Origin of the sequence: Pararhizobium antarcticum (assembly GCF_001885585.1) — a bacterium.
GTDB classification, from domain to species: domain Bacteria; phylum Pseudomonadota; class Alphaproteobacteria; order Rhizobiales; family Rhizobiaceae; genus Pararhizobium; species Pararhizobium antarcticum.
Genome location: NZ_LSRP01000085.1, coordinates 56,896 through 81,383 on the forward strand (window position 1 = coordinate 56,896; position 24,488 = coordinate 81,383).

General features: G+C 62.2%; 24 protein-coding genes. 14 read left to right on the forward strand and 10 right to left on the reverse strand.

Going from position 1 to position 24,488, the window contains the following annotated elements; all coding sequences use genetic code 11:
• Window positions 1-2: 2 nt before the first annotated feature.
• A complete protein-coding gene (locus AX760_RS12170; RefSeq protein ID WP_071833151.1) occupies window positions 3-2,063 on the reverse strand; it encodes a putative bifunctional diguanylate cyclase/phosphodiesterase in 2,061 nt (686 codons plus the stop codon).
• Window positions 2,064-2,383: 320 nt separating this feature from the next.
• On the opposite strand from AX760_RS12170, the gene AX760_RS12175 reads away from it, so the two are divergent.
• The 5 genes from AX760_RS12175 (at window position 2,384) to pth (ending at window position 8,043) form a co-directional block, all read left to right on the forward strand.
• Entirely contained in the window at window positions 2,384-2,983 is a 600-nt protein-coding gene (locus AX760_RS12175) for a 50S ribosomal protein L25/general stress protein Ctc (protein ID WP_071833152.1), read from the forward strand.
• 275 nt (window positions 2,984-3,258) lie between these two features.
• The gene (locus AX760_RS12180) at window positions 3,259-5,640 is read left to right on the forward strand and encodes a putative bifunctional diguanylate cyclase/phosphodiesterase (protein WP_071833303.1); all 2,382 of its coding nucleotides are present in this window, start codon (window positions 3,259-3,261) and stop codon (window positions 5,638-5,640) included.
• Window positions 5,641-5,807: 167 nt separating this feature from the next.
• Window positions 5,808-6,377, forward strand: coding sequence for a substrate-binding periplasmic protein (locus AX760_RS12185; RefSeq protein ID WP_245295003.1), 570 nt, complete (start codon window positions 5,808-5,810; stop codon window positions 6,375-6,377).
• An 82-nt stretch (window positions 6,378-6,459) separates the two neighbouring features.
• Window positions 6,460-7,173: a substrate-binding periplasmic protein gene (locus AX760_RS12190; RefSeq protein ID WP_071833153.1), complete on the forward strand. Its 714-nt coding sequence runs from the start codon at window positions 6,460-6,462 to the stop codon at window positions 7,171-7,173.
• A 144-nt stretch (window positions 7,174-7,317) separates the two neighbouring features.
• Window positions 7,318-8,043 (forward strand): aminoacyl-tRNA hydrolase, encoded by a 726-nt coding sequence (pth, locus tag AX760_RS12195; RefSeq protein ID WP_071833154.1) that lies wholly within the window; start codon window positions 7,318-7,320, stop codon window positions 8,041-8,043.
• A gap of 9 nt (window positions 8,044-8,052) precedes the next feature.
• Here pth and clpS read toward each other — a convergent pair whose 3' ends face one another.
• The gene (gene clpS / locus AX760_RS12200; protein WP_071833155.1) at window positions 8,053-8,367 is read right to left on the reverse strand and encodes an ATP-dependent Clp protease adapter ClpS; all 315 of its coding nucleotides are present in this window, start codon (window positions 8,365-8,367) and stop codon (window positions 8,053-8,055) included.
• Window positions 8,368-8,520: 153 nt separating this feature from the next.
• Between clpS and ychF the strand changes: the two genes are divergently transcribed.
• Window positions 8,521-9,624, forward strand: a complete 1,104-nt coding sequence (ychF, locus tag AX760_RS12205; RefSeq protein ID WP_071833156.1) for a redox-regulated ATPase YchF — start codon at window positions 8,521-8,523, stop codon at window positions 9,622-9,624.
• Window positions 9,625-9,743: 119 nt separating this feature from the next.
• Here the strand turns inward: ychF and AX760_RS12210 are convergent, their stop codons facing one another.
• A complete protein-coding gene (locus tag AX760_RS12210; protein WP_071833157.1) occupies window positions 9,744-9,950 on the reverse strand; it encodes a YgaP family membrane protein in 207 nt (68 codons plus the stop codon).
• A 94-nt stretch (window positions 9,951-10,044) separates the two neighbouring features.
• Entirely contained in the window at window positions 10,045-10,701 is a 657-nt protein-coding gene (locus tag AX760_RS12215; RefSeq protein ID WP_071833158.1) for a Crp/Fnr family transcriptional regulator, read from the reverse strand.
• Between the two features lie 66 nt (window positions 10,702-10,767).
• On the opposite strand from AX760_RS12215, the gene AX760_RS12220 reads away from it, so the two are divergent.
• Both AX760_RS12220 and AX760_RS12225 read left to right on the forward strand, forming a co-directional pair.
• Window positions 10,768-11,235, forward strand: coding sequence for a MaoC family dehydratase (locus AX760_RS12220; RefSeq protein WP_071833159.1), 468 nt, complete (start codon window positions 10,768-10,770; stop codon window positions 11,233-11,235).
• Window positions 11,232-11,699 carry a MaoC family dehydratase gene (locus AX760_RS12225; RefSeq protein ID WP_071833160.1) on the forward strand — a complete coding sequence of 156 codons (468 nt, stop codon included), beginning with the start codon at window positions 11,232-11,234 and terminating at the stop codon, window positions 11,697-11,699. Before AX760_RS12220 ends, AX760_RS12225 begins: the two co-directional genes overlap by 4 nt.
• A gap of 14 nt (window positions 11,700-11,713) precedes the next feature.
• Here AX760_RS12225 and AX760_RS12230 read toward each other — a convergent pair whose 3' ends face one another.
• From AX760_RS12230 to AX760_RS12240, 3 genes are all read right to left on the reverse strand, one after another.
• Window positions 11,714-12,781 carry a hypothetical protein gene (locus AX760_RS12230; protein WP_071833161.1) on the reverse strand — a complete coding sequence of 356 codons (1,068 nt, stop codon included), beginning with the start codon at window positions 12,779-12,781 and terminating at the stop codon, window positions 11,714-11,716.
• A 13-nt stretch (window positions 12,782-12,794) separates the two neighbouring features.
• Window positions 12,795-13,340 (reverse strand): adenine phosphoribosyltransferase, encoded by a 546-nt coding sequence (locus AX760_RS12235; RefSeq protein ID WP_071833162.1) that lies wholly within the window; start codon window positions 13,338-13,340, stop codon window positions 12,795-12,797.
• Window positions 13,341-13,477: 137 nt separating this feature from the next.
• Window positions 13,478-13,945 (reverse strand): DUF4168 domain-containing protein, encoded by a 468-nt coding sequence (locus AX760_RS12240; RefSeq protein WP_071833163.1) that lies wholly within the window; start codon window positions 13,943-13,945, stop codon window positions 13,478-13,480.
• A gap of 346 nt (window positions 13,946-14,291) precedes the next feature.
• Between AX760_RS12240 and AX760_RS12245 the strand changes: the two genes are divergently transcribed.
• Window positions 14,292-14,477 carry a DUF1059 domain-containing protein gene (locus AX760_RS12245; RefSeq protein ID WP_071833164.1) on the forward strand — a complete coding sequence of 62 codons (186 nt, stop codon included), beginning with the start codon at window positions 14,292-14,294 and terminating at the stop codon, window positions 14,475-14,477.
• 6 nt (window positions 14,478-14,483) lie between these two features.
• Here AX760_RS12245 and AX760_RS12250 read toward each other — a convergent pair whose 3' ends face one another.
• From AX760_RS12250 to AX760_RS12260, 3 genes are read right to left on the reverse strand one after another with little or no spacing between them, the layout of a single operon-like run.
• A complete protein-coding gene (locus AX760_RS12250) occupies window positions 14,484-15,737 on the reverse strand; it encodes a CCA tRNA nucleotidyltransferase (protein ID WP_071833165.1) in 1,254 nt (417 codons plus the stop codon).
• Window positions 15,734-16,375 (reverse strand): CoA pyrophosphatase, encoded by a 642-nt coding sequence (locus AX760_RS12255; protein ID WP_071833166.1) that lies wholly within the window; start codon window positions 16,373-16,375, stop codon window positions 15,734-15,736. The genes AX760_RS12250 and AX760_RS12255 overlap by 4 nt, the downstream gene beginning before the upstream one ends.
• Window positions 16,372-16,995 carry a DUF1285 domain-containing protein gene (locus tag AX760_RS12260; RefSeq protein WP_071833167.1) on the reverse strand — a complete coding sequence of 208 codons (624 nt, stop codon included), beginning with the start codon at window positions 16,993-16,995 and terminating at the stop codon, window positions 16,372-16,374. Before AX760_RS12260 ends, AX760_RS12255 begins: the two co-directional genes overlap by 4 nt.
• A gap of 179 nt (window positions 16,996-17,174) precedes the next feature.
• Between AX760_RS12260 and AX760_RS12265 the strand changes: the two genes are divergently transcribed.
• Genes AX760_RS12265 through AX760_RS12285 form a run of 5 tightly spaced genes read left to right on the forward strand, consistent with a single transcriptional unit; the run spans window position 17,175 to window position 24,485 of the window.
• Window positions 17,175-18,188 (forward strand): AAA family ATPase, encoded by a 1,014-nt coding sequence (locus AX760_RS12265; RefSeq protein ID WP_071833304.1) that lies wholly within the window; start codon window positions 17,175-17,177, stop codon window positions 18,186-18,188.
• A gap of 16 nt (window positions 18,189-18,204) precedes the next feature.
• Window positions 18,205-19,125, forward strand: a complete 921-nt coding sequence (locus AX760_RS12270; RefSeq protein ID WP_071833168.1) for a DUF58 domain-containing protein — start codon at window positions 18,205-18,207, stop codon at window positions 19,123-19,125.
• Window positions 19,119-21,932 (forward strand): DUF4159 domain-containing protein, encoded by a 2,814-nt coding sequence (locus tag AX760_RS12275; protein ID WP_083531169.1) that lies wholly within the window; start codon window positions 19,119-19,121, stop codon window positions 21,930-21,932. The genes AX760_RS12270 and AX760_RS12275 overlap by 7 nt, the downstream gene beginning before the upstream one ends.
• Before the next feature lie 10 nt (window positions 21,933-21,942).
• Window positions 21,943-24,012, forward strand: a complete 2,070-nt coding sequence (locus AX760_RS12280; protein ID WP_071833170.1) for a hypothetical protein — start codon at window positions 21,943-21,945, stop codon at window positions 24,010-24,012.
• Window positions 23,991-24,485 carry a GNAT family N-acetyltransferase gene (locus AX760_RS12285; RefSeq protein ID WP_071833171.1) on the forward strand — a complete coding sequence of 165 codons (495 nt, stop codon included), beginning with the start codon at window positions 23,991-23,993 and terminating at the stop codon, window positions 24,483-24,485. The genes AX760_RS12280 and AX760_RS12285 overlap by 22 nt, the downstream gene beginning before the upstream one ends.
• Window positions 24,486-24,488: the final 3 nt, after the last annotated feature.

Here is a 24,488-nt window from a genome sequence, read left to right on the forward strand (position 1 = left end):
GCTCAGGCGGCGCTGCGTGTCACAGGCATCTTCGTTCCCGGCGCGGCGTTGACGATATGGGCGATGCCGCTCAGCGGCATCGGTTTGCCAAACAGATAGCCCTGCACCTGCAGACAGCCTTCCCGACGCAGAAAATCCATATGCTCTTCCCTCTCGACCCCTTCGGCCAGCACCGGAATATTGAGGCTCTGCGCCAGAATGATCGTCGAGCGGACGATCGCTGCAGATTGCCGGTTGCTGTTGACGCCGTCGATGAAAGCCCGATCGATCTTGATCTTGTCGAAGGGAAAATTCTGCAGGGTCGAGAGCGACGAATAGCCAGTTCCATAGTCGTCCATGGCGATCCGGACGCCGAGATCTTTCAGCTGGCGGATGATGTGCAGCGCATGCTGCTGATCGGCGATAATGCCGGATTCAGTGATCTCGAGTTCCAGACGCGCGGCGGACAGGCCGGTTTCCAGAAGAATCCGGTTGACCCGCTGGGGAAAATTTGCGTCGGCAAGCTGGGCGGGCGCGACATTGACCGCGATGTTCACGGGATTGTTCCAGCCGGCCGCCTCCTGGCAGGCCGTACGCAAAACCCACTCCCCCAACTCATGGATGAAGCCGTTCTTCTCGGCGATCGGGATGAAGTCCAGCGGCGGCACCTTGCCCCGCACCGGATGGTTCCAGCGCAACAGCACCTCGAAACCGATGATGTCGCGCGTCTGCGAACTGTTCTGATACTGGTAATAGAGTTCGAACTCGCTGCGGGTGATGCCCTGGCGCATGTCGGCTGCAAGGACGCTGCGGTTGCGGGCGGCATCGTCCATCGACGAATCATAAAGGCGTATCGCATTCGAGCCGGCGGCCTTTGCCCTGTACATGGCAAGGTCAGCCTGGGCCAGCAATTCCTCCGATGTGCGGGCGTCGACCGGAAACAACGACATGCCAACGCTGGTGCCGACCATCAGCGTGCGGCCCTCCCATTCGATCGGCTTGACGATCTCCGCCACAAGCCTGGCGGCAAAGGCGCGCGCATCGCCCTTCATGAAGAAATTGCTGGTCAGCGCCACGAACTCGTCGCCACCGATGCGTGCCACGAATTCGCCTTCGCCGAGAACCAGGGTCATGCGCTCGGCCACCAGGCGCAAAACAGCGTCGCCGGCCGCATGGCCGTGCACGTCGTTGACCTCCTTGAAGCGATCTAGGTCGAAGGACAGGACGGCAATCCGGGCTGTATCGTCGGACTGACTGCGGATGCTTGCGCTCAGATGCTCGCCGAAGGCCGCCCGGTTCGGCAGACCGGTCAGCGGATCGTGCAGCGACAAATGGCGGAAGCGCTCGACCGCCACCTGCGTCGCATGCAGGTCGATGATATAGGTCGAGGCGCCGAGCCCCAGCATGACGCAGACAAGGGCAAGCACCATGATGGTCATGAGGCTGTCGGGCATCATGTCGGCCGCAAGCGGTATCAACGGATCGGGCACGATCGTGATTGCCGCCATGCCGGTGAAGTGCATGGTGGTGATGGCAAGAATGAGCGCGATGGAGGCGCCGTATTTGCAAAAACGCGTGACGGGCCGCGCAATGCGGCTCGTCGCAAGGGCGCCGAAGACAATACCCAGCACGATGGAAGCCGCGTAATAGGTGGGATCCCATTCCAGCCGACCGGTGACCTGGTAGGCCATCATGCCGACATAGTGCATGATGGCGATGCCGGCGCCCATGATGGCGCCGCCAAGCTCGATGGTCGGGCCGGTCTTGCGCAGCGCCGTGACCAACAGGCCGCACGTCGTCATGCCCACGGCAATCGCCAGCGACAGGACGGTCAGCGTCGGGTCATAGGCATGCGGCAGCGACGGCTCGAAGCTCAGCATTGCGATAAAATGCGTGGTCCAGATGGTGGAACCGCCGATGACACCGCCCATGAAGAGCCAGTTCATCTGCTGCACGCCGACCGTTCGCCGCACCCGTGCATAGAGCCGCATGGTCAGGATAGAGCCGAGGATGCAGACCAGCACCGCCAGAAGCAGCAATCCATATGTATGGTCCGTGGCAATGCAGGACAAAACCGTAATCATGAAACACCTGTACCCGTCATGACGGCGATCCTCGCATCCAGGTGTTAGGATTTGCTAAGCACCCTTGATTTCGATCAAATGAGAGTTAGCAAGCGCTGAAGCGAATCCCGCATGAGGCGAATTTATGCGGCGGCGTCACCGCAGGGCGCAGTTTCGCACAGAACGCCGTCTGGCTTGCTTTTCAGGCTGTTCTCGGTTATGGACCCCGCGTCCGCGCGGACACCCTTGGAGGCAAACGCGGATGAGGTTTTCACCGGCCTCGGTTTTCCGGACCACGTCTGGACCGGCAAACTCTCCAAAAACACCAGAAAGGTACGACCATGAGCCACGCATCCTATGAGCTCAAGGCCGAAACGCGCGAACGGGTTGGTAAGGGGTCCTCCCGTGAACTGCGCCGCAACGGTCTTATTCCTGCTGTCATCTATGGCGACAAGCAGACTCCGATTTCGATCTCCCTGTCTTCCAAGGAAGTCACCCTGAAGATTCACGCCGGTGGTTTCATGACCACGATCGCCACGATCGACGTTGGCGGCGAGAAGATCCGGGTTCTGCCGAAGGATTACCAGCTCGATCCGGTCCGCGACTTCACCATGCATGTTGATTTCCTTCGCGTTTCGAAGGACAGCGTCGTGACCGTTGAAGTTCCGGTTCACTTCGTCAACGAAGAAAAGTCCCCGGGCATCAAGATCGGCGGCGTTCTGAACATCGTTCGCCACGCAGTCGAACTGGTTGTTCCGGCCGACGACATTCCGGAATTCCTGACGGCCGACCTGAGCGGCCTGAAGATCGGCGACGGCATCCACATCTCCAACATCACGCTGCCGAAGAACGCGACCCCGGTCATTTCCGATCGCGACTTCACGATCGCCACGATCGCCCAGCCTGCTGGCGGCACGACCGAAGAAGCCGAAGCAGAATAAGGTTCGCCTGACGGCCGCAAGGCCGGATGAGACGATCTCCACAAGACCCGCTCCTGCGCCCGCAGGGGCGGGTTTTTTCGTGCGCACAGCCACACGTGTCTGCAAGCGGACCGAGAAAAACGATGTGCCCTGCTACCGGAAGACAACTTTTCACGGACGAATTTCAGCAAGCTTTAAGACTTTGATGGTGTTTTAGTGGTGGGGGATTTTAACGGCATTTATGTACGAGAATCCTAAATGATATTTGAAAGCCGCAAGCCGCCGGAATGCGCACGATGATGCATTCCGTCGAGAACCGATTTATTGCAATCGTCTGTGCCGCGATGCTGATATTCGTGGCGCCTCTGCTCGTCCTGTTCCTGACGCTGTCTTCGGACCGGCTGGCGCGGGAACGCGTCCATAACCCGCATGTGCTGATGGAAGCCAGTGCCAAGGCTCTCGGAAAGCCGCTCTGGGACTTTGATGCCGATAGCGTCACGCAGATTGCCAGATCCCTGACCGACGACCCGAATGTCATCCTGGTTCATATCAAGGACAGTTCCGAATCGATTTCCGTACAACTGCCGGCCGGCACCATTGATGCCAGCATTCCACACACCTCTTTGAACACACCGATCCACTATGTTTCGTCCACCGGGCTCAGGCAGGTTGGCAACATCGATGTCTGGGTCGCCGCACCCGGACTGCTGTCGCGCTTCAGCATGGACGAAATCAGCGTTTTCGCCATCCTCATCTTTGCCGTCGGCATCGTGTTTGCCTCCGCCATCATCGGAAACCGGATCACCGTCATCCGCCCCCTCATGCGCCTGACCGCAGCCATAGAGGCAACGCGACGCCTCGGGTCGCGTCACCATGTCGACTGGACGTCCGACGACGAAATGGGCAGTCTTGCCGAGAACTTCAACGACATGCAGATCCGCCTCGACCGCGAGGAAAAGGAACTGCAGCTGGCGCACAGCCGAGCCAAGGACATCTACAACCAGACGCCCGCAATGCTGTTCTCGCTCGACACGGAAAACCGCATCACGGCCGTCAGCGACTACTGGCTGCTGGCCACCGGCTATGCCCGCGACGACGTCGTCGGGCGCGCCTTTACCAGTTTCGTCCATGAGCACTGGCATGAAACCTACCGGGCGCGAAACGCCCATGTCAACGCGACGCACGCCAACATCTGCGAAGTCACCGTTCCCTTCGTCCGCGCCAACGGCGAAGCGATGACAGTGCTGATCCTGGAGATGAACTCGGCGACCTGCGATGCCGACGGCACCACGTCGCTTTCGGTCATGACGGATGTCACGGAGCTGAAGCAGGCCGAGAGTCGCAACCATGCCCAGGCGATTACCGACCACCTGACCGGTCTCTTGAACCGGCAGGGCTTCGAAGCCGCGCTCGATAACAGCATCCGCCAGGCTGACGAGCGCGAAACGCAACTCGCCTGCCTCTTTATCGATCTCGATCGTTTCAAATGGATCAACGACAATTTCGGCCATGCTGCCGGGGACGAGGTGCTTCGGCAGGTTGTCTCGCGGATCAAGACGACGCTGCGGCCCGACGACACGATGTCACGGCTCGGCGGCGACGAATTTGCAATCCTCGTTATGGCGCGCGACGTCGAAGCCCTGGCAAGCGAGATCGGTGAGCGGATCTGTGCCAGTCTGCGCGAACCCATCCTCATCGAAGGCGCCGAGCTGTGCGTCAGTTCCAGTGTCGGTATCGCGCTCTACCCGATCCATGCGGCCAACGCCGCCGAACTGCTGCTGAAATCCGACATGGCGATGTATGCCCGCAAGCGCGACGGCAAGAACGGTATGCAGATCTTCGATGCCAGCATGCTGGATACGGCGCGGGAGCGTCATGAAATCGAGCAATATATCGAATCCGGACTGAGGGAAGACTGGTTCGAAGCCTATCTTCAGCCGATCGTCAGCCTGAGCGACGGCCGGATCGCCGGCTTCGAGGCACTGATGCGGCTCAATCATCCGGAAAAAGGCATCCTTCCACCCGCCAAGATCATCGGCATTGCCGAGGAGACCGGCACGATCGCGCTCGTCGGCGAGCGTATGATGGAGAAAGCGATCCACAATCTGGCCCGGATCTCCCGGCTCGATGGCACGCAGGAAACCTATCTGGCGATCAACTTCTCGCCACTGCAATTCGAGGAGACGCTGCCGCACAAGCTGGCAGCCCTCCTCCTCAAGCACCATATCGCGCCCAACCGCATCGTCATCGAGATCACCGAGGCGGTTCTGATGCTCGACAACCCGCATATCCATGCCGTCCTCAAGCAACTCAGCGAATTCGGCTGCCGCATCGCGCTCGATGATTTCGGCACCGGCTATTCCTCGCTCAGCTATCTCAACCGGTTTCCGGTCGATATCGTCAAGGTGGATCAGTCCTTCACCCGCTCGCTCAGCACCGGCACGGCGGATGTCCGCCGCAAGAGCCGGATGTTGATCAAGGGGATTCGCACGATCTCGCACCAGATGGGCTGTACGGTTGTCGCGGAGGGGATCGAGACACAGGATCAATGGGAATTGCTGCGCAAGCTGGGGCTCGACTATGGCCAGGGTTTTCTGTTCAGCAAACCCATGCCGATCGAAAGCATGTTACAAATGCTCGAGACGAATTCCGAAGCAAAAGCCAGCAATCTGGCATGACACACCAAAGCGGGAAATGGTATGAAATCTGCAACTCTTGCACTTCTTCTTGCCCTTTCCTGCCCTGCCCGTGCCGAGCCGCTCAGGCTGCTGAGCGAAGAATATCCGCCGTATAGTTCAGCGCTGGCGGCCAGCTGAGCGGTGCATCGGTCGAACAGGCCGAACTCATGATGGCGGCGCTCGGCATCGACTATCGGATGGAGATCCTTCCGTGGGCACGGGCTCTCTCGCTGGCCGAAAGCCAGCCATCCACCTGCATTTTCACCACCGGTTATGACGAAGACCGGGCCCCGCGCTTCAAATGGGTGATGCCGCTGCTTCTCGACCGCATGGTGATGCTCAAGAAGGCTGGCTCCGCCGTAAAGCCCTTGAACGTCGAAGACGCAAAGCGCTTCACCGTCGGAACGCAGCGCGAGGATCTATCCAGTACCTATCTGAAGAACAACAACTTCACCCGGGTCGACCTCGCTGTCGATATGGAATCGACACTGAAGAAGCTCCTGAGCGGTCGCATCGACCTGATGATGACCTCGGAAAAGACATTCGAGACCATGCGCGCCGATGGCAAGGCGGTCGAGGCCGCATTGACGCTCGAAGGCAAGGCCTACGGATTTGCCTGCAATCTCGCTGTCCCCGACGCGACGATCGCCGCGATGCAGGGCGCACTCGACAGGCTGATCAAGGACGGCGTCCAGGATCGCATTTTTGCGAAATACGGTTTGCGAAAAAACAGGTAACATCGCTGGCCACCCTGCAGCCATCACGCAAGCGCGCCTGCGCCCGGAAAAGGCGTCTCGTCCCCATCGACAGGAAAACATCATGAGACGTCTGATCCCCACGCTCCTTGTCCTTTGGTCTTCCTCCGCCCAGGGCCAGGAGCTGCAGCTCCTGACAGAGAACTACCCGCCCTTTTCCTATAGCGAGAACGATGAACTGCGCGGCATATCCGTCGATCAGGTGCGGGCCATCATGAAAGGCTCCGGCATCGGCTTCACCATGGAGATGCAGCCCTGGGCCCGGGCCTTTGCGCTTGCCGAGAGCACGCCGGATACCTGCGTCTTCACGACGGCTCTGCTGCCGGAGCGCAAGGCACGGTTCAAATGGGTCCAGCCGCTGGTGCTGGACAGGATGATCATGGTCCGCAAGCAGGGCCAATCCTTTCAGCCAAAGACACTCGAGGAGGCAAAGTCCTTCATCATCGGCGTGCATCGCGACGATTCGGCCGAGACCTATGCCGAACAGCAGGGATTTCCGCAGCTTGACAGCGCCCCCAGTCTCGATATTTCGCTGAGGAAGCTGTTGAGCGAACGGGTACAGCTGATGATCATGACCAACACCACCTATGAAAGCCTGAAACAGCAAGGCGAGCCGATCGAATCCGTGCTCGATCTCGAAGGCACGCGCGCAGGCATTGCCTGCAATCTTGCCGTTGCCGATACGCGCATTGCCAGGATGCAGGCGCAGCTTGACGGGCTCATCAAGGATGGCGGCCAGGCGGAGATCTACCGGCGTTATGAAAACACAGCAAAATAGCCGCTGGTCGGGCCGCCATGGTTGACTTCCGCGCGCCAACGCGATGGAAGACAGTCAACAGCAGCGCGGGGTGCCGTGCTGTAAAGTGTCATGCAGCATCCGGGCGGGCGCGTCGCCTGCAGGGTGCCCCGGGAAGAGATCGTCATGCAGATTTTCGCAGGCCTTGGGAATCCGGGCAGCCAATATGCCGGAAACCGGCACAATATCGGCTTCATGGCCGTCGACGCCATTCACCGTCGTCACAGCTTTTCGCCCTGGAGCAAGAAGTTCAAGGCCCTTGTTTCCGAGGGAGAGGTGGCCGGCCAGAAGCTTTTGCTGTTGAAGCCGCAGACCTTCATGAACCTGTCCGGCGAATCGGTCGGCGAGGCCATGCGCTTCTACAAGCTGGAACCGGGCGCGGTGCTGGCGATCTACGACGAACTCGACCTGCCTCCCTGCAAGGCCCGGATCAAGACCGCCGGCGGCCATGGTGGCCACAACGGCATCAAGTCGATCGACGCGCATATCGGCAAGGACTACCGCCGCCTCAGGCTCGGCATCGATCATCCCGGATCGAAGGAACGCGTGCAGGGCCATGTGCTCGGGGATTTCGGCAAGAACGAGCGGGTCTGGCTGGAGCCGCTGCTCGACGCGCTGGCCGACAATGCCGAGATGCTGGCCCGCGGCGAAGATTCGCAATTCATGAACAAGATCGCGCTCGCCACCGGCGGCAAGCCGGAGCCTGAGCCCGCCGCGGCCAGGCCGAAGCCTGTGGGAAAATCCCATATCCGCCAGGCCAACAACAGCTTTCAGCCGAAAAAACTGCCGACCACAGGCCCGATGGCCGACATGCTGAAAAAGCTGTTCGGCGGCGGCGACAAGAGCGAGTAGCGACGCGCCCTACTCTTCCGGCTCGGTGCTCAGCATCAGGGGGAAGCCTGCTTCCTTGGCGAGATCCGTCGCTTGCTTCGACTTGGTCTCCGCAATGTCCTTTGCGCAGACGACGATGACGCAGGACCCCATCTTATGCGCCGTCATCATCAGCCGGTAGCCGGTTTCCGGACCGATGTTGAACACCGACTGCAACACCATGATCACGAATTCGCGCGGCGTGTAGTCGTCGTTGAGCAGGATGACCTTGTAGAGTTTCGGCCGCTCGAGCTTCGGTTTGGTCTGGGTTTTCCGGTCGACGACCGTATCCTTCTGGTCTGCCATGATTGTCTCCGCGGAAGGGCAAAGCCCGTTCCTGTCCTGCTGCAATGTCGGATTGCCGGTCGAAACCACCCTGCAAGGGCACGCAAGGCTTGACCGCCTTCCTCCTTTATCTCATAGGCAGGGCAAGAGTTTCAAGAATAACGGACCAGTCTCATGGGTTTCAAATGCGGTATCGTCGGACTGCCGAATGTCGGCAAGTCCACCCTCTTCAACGCCTTGACCAAAACGGCGCAGGCGCAGGCGGCGAACTATCCGTTCTGCACCATCGAGCCGAACACCGGTGAAGTGGCCGTGCCCGACGCACGCATGCGCAAACTTGCCGATGTCGCGAAGTCGAAGGAACTGATCCCGACCCGCATCTCCTTCGTCGATATTGCCGGTCTGGTGCGCGGCGCCTCCAAGGGTGAAGGTCTTGGCAACAAGTTCCTCGCCAATATCCGCGAGGTCGACGCCACCGTGCACGTGCTGCGCTGCTTCGAAGACGACGACATCACCCATGTCGAAGGCCGCATCAACCCGGTTGGCGATGCCGAGACGATCGAGACCGAGCTGATGCTCGCCGACCTCGAAAGCCTCGAGCGCCGGACGGAGCAGACCCGCAAGCGCGCCAGCGCCAAGGACAAGGAATCCATGACGCTGCTGCCGATCATGGACGCATCGCTGAAGCTTCTGCAGGACGGCAAGCCGGTGCGCACGCTGGTGCCGACGCTCTCGCCCGAGGAAGTCGAGATCCTCAAGAGCCTCAATCTCCTGACCTCGCATCCGGTGCTCTATGTCTGCAACGTCGCCGAGGCGGACGCGGCAACCGGCAACGCCCACACCAAGGCCGTCGAAGCCATGGCGAAAGCGCAGGGTGCCGAGACCGTGATCATTTCGGCTGCGATCGAATCGGAAGTCGCACAGCTTCCGGATGACGAATCCAAGGAATTCCTCGAGGCGCTCGGCCTGCATGAAGCCGGTCTCGACCAGCTGATCCGTGCCGGCTACAAGCTGCTCGACCTCATCACCTATTTCACCGTCGGTCCCAAGGAAACACGCGCCTGGACCATTCCGCGCGGCACCAAGGCGCCGGGCGCCGCCGGCGTCATCCACACGGATTTCGAACGCGGCTTCATCCGCGCCTTCACCATCGCCTATGACGACTACATCACCTACAATGGTGAAGTGGGCGCCAAGGAAGCCGGCAAGGGCCGCGACGAAGGCAAGGAATATGTCGTGCAGGACGGCGACGTCATCCATTTCCGCTTCAACACCTGATCACAGCAAGACAGCCAGCCAGCAGCAAGACAGCAGCAAGACAGACAACGGCCGTCCCTCATTCGAGGGGCGGCCGTTTCAGTGTCAGGCGATCCCTCTCGGCTGATCTTCGGACACTGTCAGATCCGCTTTGCCGGGCATGACGAAATGCCGAGGAGAGAATAGAGGGGGCAGGTCGACAGAAGTCCGGTCAGCAGCGGCACCACGCCGATCAGCGTGAAATAGCGCCAGGGCGCAGCCGGATAGAGAAAGAACAGCGCCAGCAGCGCCACCCCGACAACAATGCGCAACAGCCGGTCGATGGACCCGATATTCTTGGCAAACATGCGTTTTTCCCTTCAAGGTTCCGTGTGGTGATGTCTCACATTAGAACCTCGTTGCAGGCTTCACGGTGACTAAGTCACACGGGATCGAAAGAACTCAGTCTTGTGCCGCCATTCGGCTGAGCGCCGGGCGGTCGAGAATGCGGATCGCTCCCCGCTCGTTGGCAATCAGACCTTTCGACTGCATGGCCTCCAGCCTGCGCGAAATCACCTCGCGAGCCGTGCCGATCACCACGGCAAGGTCATGATGCGTCATGGAGACGAGCCCATCCGGCCCGGCCCGCTCCAGCAGCGCATGGGCCAGTCGCTGCTCCACTTTGACGAAGGCCACTTGCTCCAGCACGAACATCAGATCACCCAGGCGCGCAGCAAACGCCTTGAAGACGAAATGCCTGAAGCCCGCCGACCCTGCCATCAGGCGCTCGAACAAGGCCGGTGGCACAAGAACCGCCACCAGATCCGTCTCCGCCAGCGCCTCGCCCGAATAGGGCGCTCCGCCGAGAACACCGAGGGTCGTCTGGACGCAGGTTTCCCCCGGCGTCACCGAATAAAGCAGAAGTTCACGACCGTTGCGCCCGGTCAGGTAAACGCCGATCTTGCCCGACAAAAGCACGACAAAGCTCTGTGCGTGATCGCCGGGACGAAACAGCGTCGTGCGCACAGGCACCAGAACGGGCTTGCAGGCCCTCAGTTCTTCCCGCCATTGCGGCTCCAGTCCAGCCAGAAAGCCTGCGTCATCCACCCAACCCGCCATAGACCCTCCAGGATTTCCAAGGCATAAGCTGCATACTGCACATCGCAGGGAAGGAAGGAACACCGGATGCAGGCAGATCGTCTCCATATCGAGGACTTTACGCCGGGGCGCGCCTTCGCGCTCGGCCCCACACCTGTGTCCGCAGACGAAATTGTTGCCTTTGCCAGCGAATTCGATCCGCAGCCGATGCATCTTTCGCAGGCGGATGGTGCGGCGAGCATCCTCGGCGGCCTTGCAGCCTCCGGCTGGCACACCAGCGCCCTGATGATGCGCATGCTCTGCGACAGCTATATCGGCAACAGCGCCTCCGAGGGATCGCCCGGGATCGACAGCATGGAATGGAAAAAACCGGTGCTGGCCGGCGACACGCTGTCCGGCCAGAGCCGCGTCACCGCCGCACGCGTGTCGAAATCCCGACCGGAGATCGGCATCGTCACGTTCCGGGCCACCGTCACCAACCAGCGCGGGGACGTCGTCGCCATCTGCGAATATGCCAACTTGATCCGCTGCCGCCCTTCAGGAGAGGCCGCATGAAACTGTCGGAGCTTCATCCCGAAGGCACGAAAGTCCGGATCGGGACCGTGGATTTCACCCAGGACGACATCATCCGCTTTGCAGGACAATTCGATCCGCAGCCGTTTCACCTTGATCCGGAGGCTGCGCGTCAATCGCTGTTCGGCGGGCTTTGCGCGTCGGGCTGGCACACATGCGCCGGCTGGATGAAGTGCTTCGTGCCGTATTGGACAAGCGAAACGATACGGCTGGGCAAGGACGGTATCGTTGCGCCGAAACTTGGCCCCTCCCCCGGCTTTGCCGATCTGCGCTGGCTGCGACCGGTCTTTGCCGGCGACAGCATCACCTATTTCGTGACGTTCCTTGCCGCCAAGGACCTGGAATCGCGACCGGGATGGCGGATCAACACCATCCGTTGCGAGGGCGAGAACCAGAACGGTGAAGCGGTCATACGCTTCGACAGCAAGGTGATCGAGTTTCCCTGATCCCCTGCATGACGTCAGAACGCCGGATGCAGCCGCCGTGCGATGGCAGAGGGCATCGGGCGCATGACAAGCCGGCGCAGCCGCACCCAGAAGATACCGATGGCCAGAACCACGACGCCGACCGCCAGCAGGGTTGTGAAGCCATATTCCACCCCCTGAAATCCGCTTCGATTGATCAGCGCAAAAATCGCAAAGCCGAGCGAGATCAAGCCCGAAGTGACGAAAGCGCGGCGATCGATAATCAGCCCCAGAAGCATGAACGCCGCAACGATCACCATGACGACAGCAGCATAACCTGTCGGCATTTCGAAAACCGGTTGTGTGAACTGTCGCAGGAGAATGAGAGACAGCATCGCGTAGAGCAGCGCCGGCGCCGTCACGAGATGCAGCCAGAAGGCGATATCGGACCGCCGCGTCTGCCGCAGAGGGTCTGAAACATCATAGCGCATCGCCAGCGCGAACAGCCCGAATGCAACAACAAGGAAAACTGCCGAGACCAGGTGCGGATGTGTCTCGAAAATAACGTTCGCTCCCAAGACCTTGCCGATCAGCACAAGAACACCAAGCACGAAACACCCGGCGAGCGACACGACGGCCAGCGCCAGGGCGAGTGGCACGCGATAGCGCCAATAGAACAGGCCAACAACAAGCGGAACCGGCGCAAGCATCGCAAGAGCCGCAAGCAGGCCGGGTTGTCCCTCCAGGTAGTCACCCAGGAAAACCACGGACAGCGTTGCTGTCCAATAGACGAGGGCAATCGTAATCACCACGGCCGGCAACGCCAGACGCTGGCGGCGAATGAGGACTTCGGCAAGCGCGACGATCAATGGCAGGCTGGCGAAAGGACCACCGAGCCCCGACGCGCCCGTCAGCACGATCAAAACGCCGATGGTGATCAGGATATCGTGGAAGCCACGCACAAACCGCGGTTGCTCGCTGTCTTCGGCAATCAAGCCGTCTTCAGCCGGCCGCGCCACGGCATCGGCTGTCTGCTGAAAATAGGGCGCAAGCCGATTGGCCTGATCGGGCGTGATCAGGCCGTCACCGGCCGCGGCATTCAATGCATCGGTGATCGACCGCATGAACAATCTCCGCTCAATGTCCGCCGAATTCGATCAGCGTATGGACGTTGACGCCGAGCGCCTCGAGCTTCTTGCGGCCACCCAGGTCCGGCAGGTCGATGATGAAGCAGGCAGCGACGATATCGGCCCCCATCTGGGTCAGGAGCTTGACCGCCCCTTCGGCCGTGCCGCCGGTGGCAATCAGGTCATCGACGAGAATGACCTTCTCGCCGGGCGTGATTGCGTCCCGGTGCATCTCCATCTCGTCGACGCCATATTCCAGGCTGTAGGCAATGCGCACGGTATCGTGCGGCAGCTTGCCCTTCTTCCGGATCGGCACGAAGCCCGAAGACATCTGGTGTGCCATCGCACCGCCCATGATGAAGCCGCGCGCCTCGACGCCAGCGATCTTGTCGATCTTGGTGCCGGCATAGGGATGAACGAGTTCGTCAATCGCCCGGCGAAAGGCGCGCGGATTGCCGAGCAGCGTGGTGATATCGCGGAACATGATGCCGGGCTTCGGATAGTCCGGAATGTTGCGGATGGCGGCGGTCAATTCCATTTGCAGGGAAGACGTCATGGTATCTGGCATGCCTTTGAACGTGTCACGATGGGCGCAAGGCATAGCACCAAACCGGGATTTTTCTAAAGCTGTTTCTGACAGCGAAAGGGCCGCCAGGGGCGGCGGCCCGACGTTCAACGCAAAGACGCGTTGGTTTACGGTGCTGCGGCCGGTGCCTGCAGTTTTTCCTGCAGTTTCTTGGCAATGACGGGATCGGTCTGCGCGGCGCTGATCACGGTCTTGTAGTCTTCGACCGACATGTTCGGCGATGTCTCGACGGCCTTGATCATCTGCTGATTGGCCTCGTTCTGCAGTTTCTGCTTGGAAGTCGAATCCTTCGCCGCGCCGATCTTTGCAGAATAATCCTGACGCACCTTGTCGACCTGCAGATAGGCGACGGCAAAGGCCTGCAGCTTCTCGTCGGAGATCGCGGCCGGCGCCGCCTGTTCCATGGACTGACCCTCGCTAGACCGGCCCTCGCTAGATTGGCCCTCGCTAGATTGGCCCTCGATCGGCTTGGCCTGCGGGGCGGTGTTTTGCTGGGCAAAGGCCGGCGCGCCGATGACGACGAGGCTGAGGACGGCAGCGCCGAGCGCGGCAATGGGCATGTGGCGAATGGTCATTCGTTCAGTTCCTTCTCGGTTCTGTGTCTGAAGGACGGGACCAGCGCGAGACGACCCGCTTTGCCAGATAACCAACGTTGCAAAGACAAGCCTGCTTGCTGTTCCTGTCGACCGGGCACAGGGTCGGGGATCGATCGGGCGACAATGTGACCCTCGAAAGGGAGGAATGGGGCCATGTCCGGGTGATGTCTTGACCCTCGAACGGCCATTTCATGGCATGCGGTCGCCCTTACCGGAACAATTCGGCCCGTAAGCCGGTTCGTGTTATGCTTGCCGCGCGGGCCGGATCGCCCGCGACGAACACAGAGAAAAGACCCAGATAGCTGAACAGACAAGGAGGAACATCATGCGACTTTTTGAATGCGGTTCTCTCGTGCCCGGTTGCGACTGGCACACCCGCGCCGACAGCGATGCGGAGGTCATCCGACGCACCGTCGACCATATGAAACAGACCCATGGCGAAACGACCATCCGCGAAAGCATGATCGAGAACATCCGCGCCCGCCTCGTCAACGAGACGAAGGCAGCCTGACCGGCGTCAGGATACCATCGATCCCAGCCGGGCAACCAGCGTTGCCCGGTCCGCATGAAAGTTTCCCTCCACCCACTGCTTTTCCAAGGCCGCCAGGATTTCCCCGACACGCGGCCCAGCCGTGATACCGGTCTGAAGGACGTCGGTTCCGGACAGCGGAAAAACTGGCTTTTTCCAATCTGCCGCACGCGTCAGGAGACGCTGCAGCTTGCCCATCTGCGGCAGCAGCGCCGGGTCGTTCTCTGCTTTCGCGCGAAGGCCGGCGAGCATCAGCTTCAGCCTGGGAATGATCCCTGCCGGGCCGTACCAGTAGAGCAGCCGATCGAAGGCGGTGTCGGCGATCGTATCGGCGACAGGTGGCGATGTCGCCCATTGCTGTAAAGAACCGCCCTCGACCTTCGACAGCCGCAAACGCGCGGCCATCGCTTCCAGCCGTTCCGCATCGGGCGGCACGATCGCCGCGAGGCGCAGCAGCGGGTCCGGCTGCCACTGCAGGACGGTTTCGGCCGCAACCAGGGCCGGGATCGCATCGATACCCCATTTTTCCGTCTCGGGCAGGACGGCGGTCAGAACACCGGCCTGCCGCATCCAGAGCAGGGCGCGGCCCGGATCGCGCGCGCCAAGCAGCTTTTTCGTCTCCGACCAGATACGCTCGGCCGACAGTGTCGAGAGTTTGGATTTCGCTTGCGCGCAGGCCCGCAGACCATCGGCATCGGGGCGGCCCGAGCCGTAAAAGGCAAAGAAGCGGAAGAACCGCAGAACCCTGAGATAATCTTCCGCAACACGCGCCTGCGCATCGCCGATAAAGCGCACCGTGCGGGTCTCGATGTCGGCCATGCCACCGATGAGATCGATGACCTCGCCGTTTGCATCCGCATAGAGCGCGTTGATCGTCAGGTCCCGGCGCGCCGCATCCACCGTCCAGTCGGTTCCAAAAGCAACCTCGGCATGGCGACCGTCGGTCTCGACATCGCGGCGCAGCGTGGTGACCTCGAACGGCTGCCGGTCGATCACCAGCGTGACGGTGCCATGCGCAATCCCGGTCGGGACCGATTTGATGCCGGCTGCCTGCGCCCGGCGGACGACCTCGTCCGGAAGGAGCGTCGTCGCCATGTCGATATCGCCGACCGCAAGCCCCATCAGGGCGTTGCGCACGGCGCCGCCCACGATACGCACTTCGCCACCATCGGCATTCAACAGATCAAAGACGCGTCGCAGCGCCGGCGCCGAAAACCAGGTTTCGGCGGCAATCGAGGTCATGCGTAAAGCCTTTCATAGAGCATCCGGACAATTCCCGCCGTGATACCCCAGATGTTGCGATCGCCATAGGGCATGCTGTAAAATTGCCGCTCGGCGCCCTGCCAGTGGGCAAGGCCCGTGCCGTGATTGCGCGGATCCATCAGGAACGACAAGGGCACGTCGAAGATCGCCTCGACCTCGGTCGGGTTTGCAACGAGATCGAAACCGGGCCGGACGATGGCCAGCACTGGAATGATCCGGAAACCCGACAGCGCCATATAATGCGGCAGGCGGCCGATCGGCTCGACGAAGCGGCGATCAAGGCCGATCTCCTCCTCGGCCTCGCGCAGCGCGGCCACTTCCGGCGTGTCATCGGCCGCGTCGATGGCCCCACCTGGAAAGGACACCTGGCCGGAATGCTTGCGCAGCGTCGCTGTCCGCTGGGTGAAGATCACCCGCGCATCCGCGCCATCATCAACGACCGGCACCAGCACGGCGGCGTCCTTCAACTGCAAGGTCTCAAGATAGGGAACAACATCCGGATTGAGCAGGAAATCGCCATGTTCGCGCCAGGCATCGTCGATCGGGCTGCCGGTCTGGGCAAGGGCCCGACGGCGAAAACCTTCGGCAGAAAACAGATTGCTCTGGAGAACGGTCATTTCGACAGCATGTCCAGCTCGGCGGCCGGCATGACCGGAAACACGGCCCCGCACGAGCGCAGCGCAAACATCGCCACACCATCGATTACGACTGTTTCGCCGAGCGCCACCAGATCATACATGACAGGGCGCGAAACCAGCGCCTGGAGCCGGCCGCGCACATGCAAATAGGGCTTCAGTTCCTTGTTGTCGCCATGAATGACGAACTGCAGCGGATGCTCCGGCCCCGCCTCGACGACATCGCCGACATTGGTGCGGAAGGTCAGGATCGGTTGGCCGTCGCGATCGCCGACATTCATCTCGACCGCGATGAAATGCGCATCGACGACGCGGATGCCGACCTTTTCCACAGGCGTGACGAGATAGGTCCTGCCATCTTCCTCCTTGCGCAGCACGGTGGAAAAAAGCCGCACCAGCGGTTGCCGACCGATCGGCGTACCCATGTAGAACCATGTGCCATCGGCGCGGATCTCCATGTCGATATCGCCACAAAACGGCGGATTCCAACGCTCTATGGGCGGCAGGCCCTTGTTCCCGTCGCCCGTCTGGCCGGCGGCACGGGTAATCAGCGCCGCCAGACCGGCGGCATCTGCTGCCGCGTGTATTTTCGCCTCTGCCATCGTTCCGTCCCGTTTGGTGGTGATCGTGCCCGAATGCTGTCCGGGCTTCGTATCCTTCTCACGAGATAGTGCAGTGCCCTTGGCTTGTCAGCCGCCGGGCATAGCCTAGATTGAAAAAGACGATCGAAACAGCATATTTCGCGATTCGGCGATCCGCCGACCGGCCACTGGAGACGACGATGGGTGTGATGAAAACCGCCGACACGGCCATGGACGACAAGGCCATCGTTGCGGCAGCCGAAAAGGCACTGAGTGAAATCGCCGTGATCCGCAAGGAAGTCGGCAAGGTGATCTTCGGTCAGGAAAGCGTCGTCGAACAGACGCTGCTCGCCGTCCTGTCCGGCGGCCATGCGCTGCTGGTCGGGGTTCCCGGTCTTGCCAAGACGAAGCTGGTCTCGACGCTCGGCACCGTGCTCGGCCTCAATGCCAGCCGCATCCAGTTCACACCCGACCTGATGCCTTCGGATATTCTCGGGTCCGAAGTCATGGACCAGGACGAAACCGGCCGCCGGTCCTTCCGGTTTGTGCCCGGTCCGATCTTTACCCAGTTGCTGATGGCCGACGAAATCAACCGTGCCTCGCCGCGCACCCAGTCGGCGCTGTTGCAGGCCATGCAGGAATATCACGTCACGGTCGCCGGCCAGCGCAACGACCTGCCGCAGCCTTTCCACGTTCTCGCGACCCAGAACCCGCTGGAGCAGGAGGGCACCTATCCGCTGCCCGAAGCCCAGCTCGACCGCTTTCTGATGCAGGTTGACGTCGGTTATCCCGAACTGGCCGCCGAGCGCCAGATTCTTCTTGAAACGACCGGTATCCACGAATCCGAAGCGCGTGGCGTCATCGACGCGACCCAGTTGAAGTCGATCCAGCACCTGATCCGGCAGATGCCCGTCAGCGAAAAGGTTGTCGACGCAATCCTCTCGCTGGTCCGCTCCGCCCGCCCCGGCAACGGCAATGCAGAGACCGACAAGAACGTCGCCTGGGGACCCGGCCCGCGCGCAGGCCAGTCGCTGATGCTCTGCGCCCGCGCCCGGGCGCTCTACGACGGCAGGCTGGCACCATCCATAGACGACATCATGGCGCTCGCGGAACCGGTTCTGCAACACCGCATGGCACTGACATTTGCAGCTCGCGCCGAAGGCATGACGGTCCGCGATGTGGTTGCCGGGCTGGTCACCAAGGCTAAGGGCTAGGCCCAGGGAAGAGTGAATGGCTGCGATCGGGCAAAGCGTTGAACCGACACCTTCAGGAGACGTGCTTCACCGCGCCCAGCAGCGCGCCATGCTCATTCCCGACTGCATGGTCGAGGCCAAACGCATCGCCAACACCGTGATTTCCGGCTGGCACGGGCGGCGCAAGCGCGGCGTGGGTGAAAACTTCTGGCAATTCCGACCCTATAGCGACGGCGAAAGCCTGTCGCGCATCGACTGGCGCCGTTCGGCCCGCGACGATCACACCTATGTCCGCGACCGCGAATGGGAAGCCGCCCACACGATCTGGCTGTGGGCCGACCTGTCGCCATCGATGATGTACAAATCCCGCTTCGGCGCGGTGTCCAAGGAAAGCCGGGCGCTGGTGCTGATGCTGGCGCTTGCGGAAATCCTCGCGCGGTCCGGCGAGCGCATCGGCTGCCCCGGCATCATGGAACCGGTGTCCGCCCGCAATGCTGCCGAACGGCTGGCAACGGCGCTGATGCACACGCCGCTGTCGGGCGGCCTGCCCGAGACCCAGATGATCCGGGGATCAAGCGACCTGATCCTGATCGGTGATTTTCTCGATCCGACCGATCGCATCATGGCACGGCTCGGGCCGCTGGCCCGGCGCGGACTGCGCGGCCACGTGGTCGAGGTTGCCGACCCCGCCGAGGAAAGTTTTCCCTATGCCGGGCGGACCGAATTCACCGACCCCGAAACTGGCGAGAAACTGACCGCCGGCCGCGCCGAGATCGTCCGCGACGACTATCGCCGCGCCTATCTTGCCCGGCGCGACACAATGGGCGAAAGCCTGCGCCATCTCGGCTGGACGTTCACGCCGCATCGCACCGACCATCTCGCCTCCGAAGCTTTGGTTGCCGTCCACATGTATCTGTCGGGCATGCCGGGACGCGCCACCCATGGAGGCCAATTGTGAGCGGCCTGTCCTTCCTCTTCGCCAATCCGCTGATGCTGGCGGCGCTCGTCGCCCTGCCCGCCATCTGGTGGCTGCTGCGGCTGACGCCTCCAAAGCCGGTGACGGAAGTCTTTCCGCCGCTGCGCATCCTCGCCTCCGTTCTGAAGCGCGAGGAAACGCCGTCGAAAAGCCCGTGGTGGCTGACGCTTCTGCGCATGCTGATGGCGGCCGCCGTGATCCTTGCGATCGCCGACCCGGTGTTCAATCCGCGCACCAACACGCTCTCTGCCGAGGGGCCGCTGGTTCTTCTGATCGACAACAGCTGGGCGACCGCCAGCGACTGGGAACGCCGCGTCGAAACCGCAGATGCGCTGATCGGCGATGCCGAGGCCAGGGATCTGCCCGTCTCGATTGCGTTTACCACGGACCGCGAGCACAATGCCGTCCCGGCCTCTGCCGCGACAGCCCGCAACCGGCTCGCCGCTGCTGCGCCGCAACCGTTGCGAGCAGACCGCAAGACGGCAGTCGAGGCAATCACGACTGCGCTGGATGCTACACGGATCGGAACCCTGGCGTTCCTGTCCGACGGCATCGCGACCGGGGACGATACGGCCATGACGGATCTCGCCAGCCTTGCCCCACAAAATCTCCGGCTGATCGCGGGTGACGGCGAACAGGCGCTGGCGATGACCGATTCGGCCAATGAATCCGATGCCATGGCGGTCACGGCCAGCCGCCTCAACAAAGCTGTGGCACGCACCGTCCCGATCACCGCCTATGACACGCGGGGACGCGCGATCGCCAATGGTACGATCGCCTTTGCCGCCGGGGAAGGCACCGCCAAGGGCACGATTGCCGCTCCGTTCGAACTGCGCAACGATTTTGCCCGCATCGGCATGGACGGCGCGGCGAGCGCCGGCGGGACCTTCCTGCTCGACGACGGGTTCCGTCGCCGTCGCGTGGCACTCCTGTCGGGCGAAGCGCGCGACCTGTCGCAGCCTCTGTTGTCGCCGCTCTACTATATCAATCGCGCGCTTGCGCCCTATGCCGAACTGATCCAGCCCGAAGAGGCAGATCTTGCCTTGGCGATCCCCGCGCTTCTGGAACAGAAGCCGTCCGTGCTGATAATGGCCGATATCGGCCGCCTGCCGGAGCAGAGCTATGCGCCGATCAGCCAGTGGATCGAGAATGGCGGCACGCTGATCCGCTTTGCCGGGCCGCGCCTTGCAGCCGCGCCCTCCGACGATCCGCTGGTGCCGGTCACGCTGCGACAGGGCGAACGCGCCCTCGGCGGCGCCTTGTCCTGGTCCGAGCCGCAGGCTTTGGCCGACTATCCCGCGCTGAGCCCGTTTGCCGGCATGGCGCGGCCGCAGGATATTCTGGTCAAGCGCCAGGTTCTGGCCGAACCGACGGCCGATCTGGCCGAGCGCACCTGGGCAAGTCTTGCCGACGGCACGCCGCTGGTGACCACCCGAACCACCGGTGCCGGCCGCATCGTCCTGTTCCATGTCAGCGCCGAAGCGACATGGTCCAACCTGCCGATCTCGGGCGATTTCGTCGAGATGCTGCGCCGCAGCGTTCAACTGGCGCGCGGCGGCGGTGTCGCCAGCGACGGCAATGCACAGGCGCAGACGCTCGCGCCCTACCGCCTGCTGAATGCCGATGGCGTGCTGGTCAGCGAAACCGGCAAGGCCCGTCCGCTGGAGGTGGCCACCGGTACGGCACCCGTCTCCACAGCGGAACACCCGCCCGGTCTCTATGGCTCGGAAGACGGCTTCACCGCCCTCAACCTCCTGCCGCGCAATGCCGAGCTGGCGCCGATCGATACGACCGGCCTTGCAACCGCCTATACCAGCGAACCGCTGATCGGCACCGAAGCCGTGTCGCTGAAACCGGCGCTCTTCACGCTTGCCATGATCCTGCTTTTGATCGACAGCCTCGTCGTCCTGTTCATGGCCGGTGTCTTCGCACGGATGCGCCTGCCGCGGACCGCCACTGCCAGCCTGCTGGCGCTTGCCGCCGCAGCCCTGATCCTCAACCCCGGCCCGGTAATGGCGCAGGACTTAAAACCCGGCGACGATACGATCCTCGAGCGCCTCGACCGGACGCATCTCGCCTATGTCGTCACCGGCGAGGCGGAGGTCGATCGCCTCTCCGAGCGCGGGCTGTCCGGCCTCACCGATTTCCTCACCTATCGCACGACGCTCGAGCCCGGCCTGCCTGTCGGCCTCGACATCGCCTCGGATGAGCTTGCCTTCTATCCGCTGATCTACTGGCCTGTGTCCGCCAATGCGCCGATGCCGAGCCCGCAGGCGGTCAGCCGCATCGACGCCTATATGCGCGCCGGCGGTACGGTTCTCTTCGATACACGCGACCAGTTTTCATCCCTCGGTGGCTCGGGCGGCAACAGTCCGAACGGCGATCGCCTGCAGGCGATCCTCGCCAATCTCGACATTCCCCCGCTGGAACCCGTTCCAACCGACAACGTGCTGACCAAGTCCTTCTACCTGCTCTCGAATTTTCCAGGTCGCTACAATGGCAGCCCGCTGTGGATCGAGGCGCAGCCGGAAAACAGCGAGGACCAGAGCGGGCGACCGGCGCGCTCCGGTGATGGCGTTTCGCCGATCATGATCACCGGCAATGATTTTGCCGGTGCTTGGGCCGTCGATGCCAGCGGTGTCGCACTTTTGCCCACCGTCCCGCCGGACGAGACTCAGCGCGAGCATGCGTTTCGCGCCGGGGTGAATATCATGATGTACATGCTCACCGGCAACTACAAGGCCGATCAGGTCCATATACCCGCGCTGCTCGAGCGGCTCGGACAATGAGGACGCGCCGATGACAGTCGATTTCCTGCCCCTTCTCGCCTGGCCCGTGATCGCCCTCATAGCCGTGCTCGCGCTGATGGTGTCGGCGCTCGGCTTCTGGCGTGGCGTGCGCGGAACGACCTTGCGTGCAGCAGCGCTCGCAGCGCTATGTCTTGCCATCGCCAACCCCGTCTTCTTCCAAGAAGAACGCGAACCGCTATCGAGTATCGTTGCCGTCGTCGTCGATCGCAGCCAGAGCCAGGATGATGCCGGGCGTCGGCAGATGACCGATGAAGCCCTTGCGACCCTGAAGGAGCGCCTGGCGAAGTTTCCGCAGATCGAGGCGCGCATCGTCGAGGCGGCGGACGATCCGGACACCGAGACGCCGTCGACAAAACTGTTTTCGGCACTCTCGACAGCCCTTGCCGATGTGCCGCCAGCCCGTGTCGGCGGTGCGATCTTCATCACCGACGGCCAGATCCACGACGTGCCCGACGTCAACCAGCCGCTCGGGTTCGATGCGCCGATTCACGGGCTGATCACCGGTCGGCCCGACGAATTCGACCGGCGCATCGAAGTGGTCAGCGGCCCGCGCTTCGGCATTGTCGGCGAAGAGCAGACGGTGACCTTCCGGGTCATCGACGACGGGCAGGCACCGGGTGGCACGGCCGAAGTGCGGATCAGTCTCAACGGTAACGAAATCGCCACGGAACAGACCGAGCCGGGCACCGACGTGCCGTTTGCCTTCACCGTTCCGCGCGGCGGCAACAACATCCTTGAATTTGCGGTCAGTCCCGTGCCCGGCGAAGTGACGGAGGCCAACAATCGCGCCGTGCACGTGCTCGACGGCATCCGCGAGAACCTGCGCGTGCTGCTTGTCTCGGGTGAGCCCCATGCCGGCGAACGCGCCTGGCGCAATCTCCTGAAATCGGACGCGTCCGTCGATCTGGTGCATTTCACAATTCTGCGCCCGCCGGAAAAGCAGGACGGCACGCCGATCAACGAATTGTCGCTGATCGCCTTCCCGACGCGCGAGTTGTTTGTCGACAAGATCTCGGAATTCGACCTGATCATCTTCGACCGCTACCAGCATCGCGGTGTGCTGCCGATCCTCTATTACGACAACATCGCCCAATATGTGGAAAACGGCGGCGCGCTTCTGATTGCAGCCGGGCCGGAACATGCCGGCGACGATTCGATTGCGACGACACCGCTGTCCGCAGTCCTGCCGGCAAGCCCGACGGGCGTCATGAACGAAGAGGCCTTCTATCCGCGCCTGTCGGAAGATGGCAAGAAACATCCGGTCACCCGCGGGCTGGAAGGCGCCGGCAGCGAACCGCCGCAATGGGGCCGCTGGTTCCGCACCGTCGATGTGCAGCAACCGCTTGGCCAGACCGTGATGAATGCCGCCGACGGCAAGCCGCTGCTGGTGCTCAACCGTGTCGGCAAGGGCCGCGTCGCCATGCTTCTGTCGGATCAGGGCTGGCTCTGGGCGCGCGGCTTCGAGGGCGGCGGCCCGAGCGTTTCGCTCTACCGCCGCACCGCCCACTGGCTGATGCAGGAACCGGCTCTGGAAGAGGAAGCCTTGACGGCACGCGCCGCCAACCGCGCCCTGGAGATCACCCGCCAGACCATCCAGGGCGATCCGGGCGCTGCCACGGTGACGACGCCGTCGGGCAAGACCGAACAGGTGCCGCTGATCGAAAGCGAACCCGGCCTCTACAAGGCCGACCTTGGCAGCAGCGAGACCGGACTTTTCGAAATCGCCAATGGCGAACTGACCACGCTTGTCCATGTGGGCAGCGTCGATGCGCCGGAGTTCAAGGCGACGATCTCGACCGAGGAGACGCTGAAGCCCTGGGCCGATAAGACCAAGGGGCTGGTGCGCCGTGTCGCCGACGCCTCCGGGACCATCGACCTGCCGCCGATCCTGCCTGTGCGCGGTGCGCTGCGGGTGGCCGACGACCAGCGCCTGTCGCTGCGCATGACCGACGAGACCATCCTCAAGGGGGTCAACTCCCTCCCCCTGTTTGCCGGTCTCCTCGGCCTTGCCGCCCTGCTCTTCGCGATGTCCGCCACATGGTACCGCGAGGGGCGGTGACCGAAAGCGCGTGCACGATATCGGACCTCAACGACCGCCCGGATTTCTGCGCAACCGTCGCAGACCGGATCTGGCTTGCGTGGTGGAAGGAAAAGGGCACCGCGCGCCATGAGATAGAGACACGCGTCCGCGAAAACCTCAATCCGGATGGCTTCCCCTTTGCGGTCATTGCCCATGATGGCGATGATTTTCACGGGACGGCATCGGTGATCGCGTCCGACCTGGACGAACGACCGGACTATACGCCATGGATCGCCGCCGTCTGGGTTGATCCGCAGCACCGCGGCAAGGGCACAGGCGGCGCCATCGTCCGCCATGCAGCCCGGATCGCACTGGCCCGCGGCTTCGAGACGATCTATCTCTGCGCCCTGCCGGAAAAAAGCGACTTCTACCTCAATCTCGGCTGGAGCCTGCTGGAAGAGGACGTCGGAGAGCACAAACTGTGTGTTCTCACCGTGACAGCGACACCCTGACCG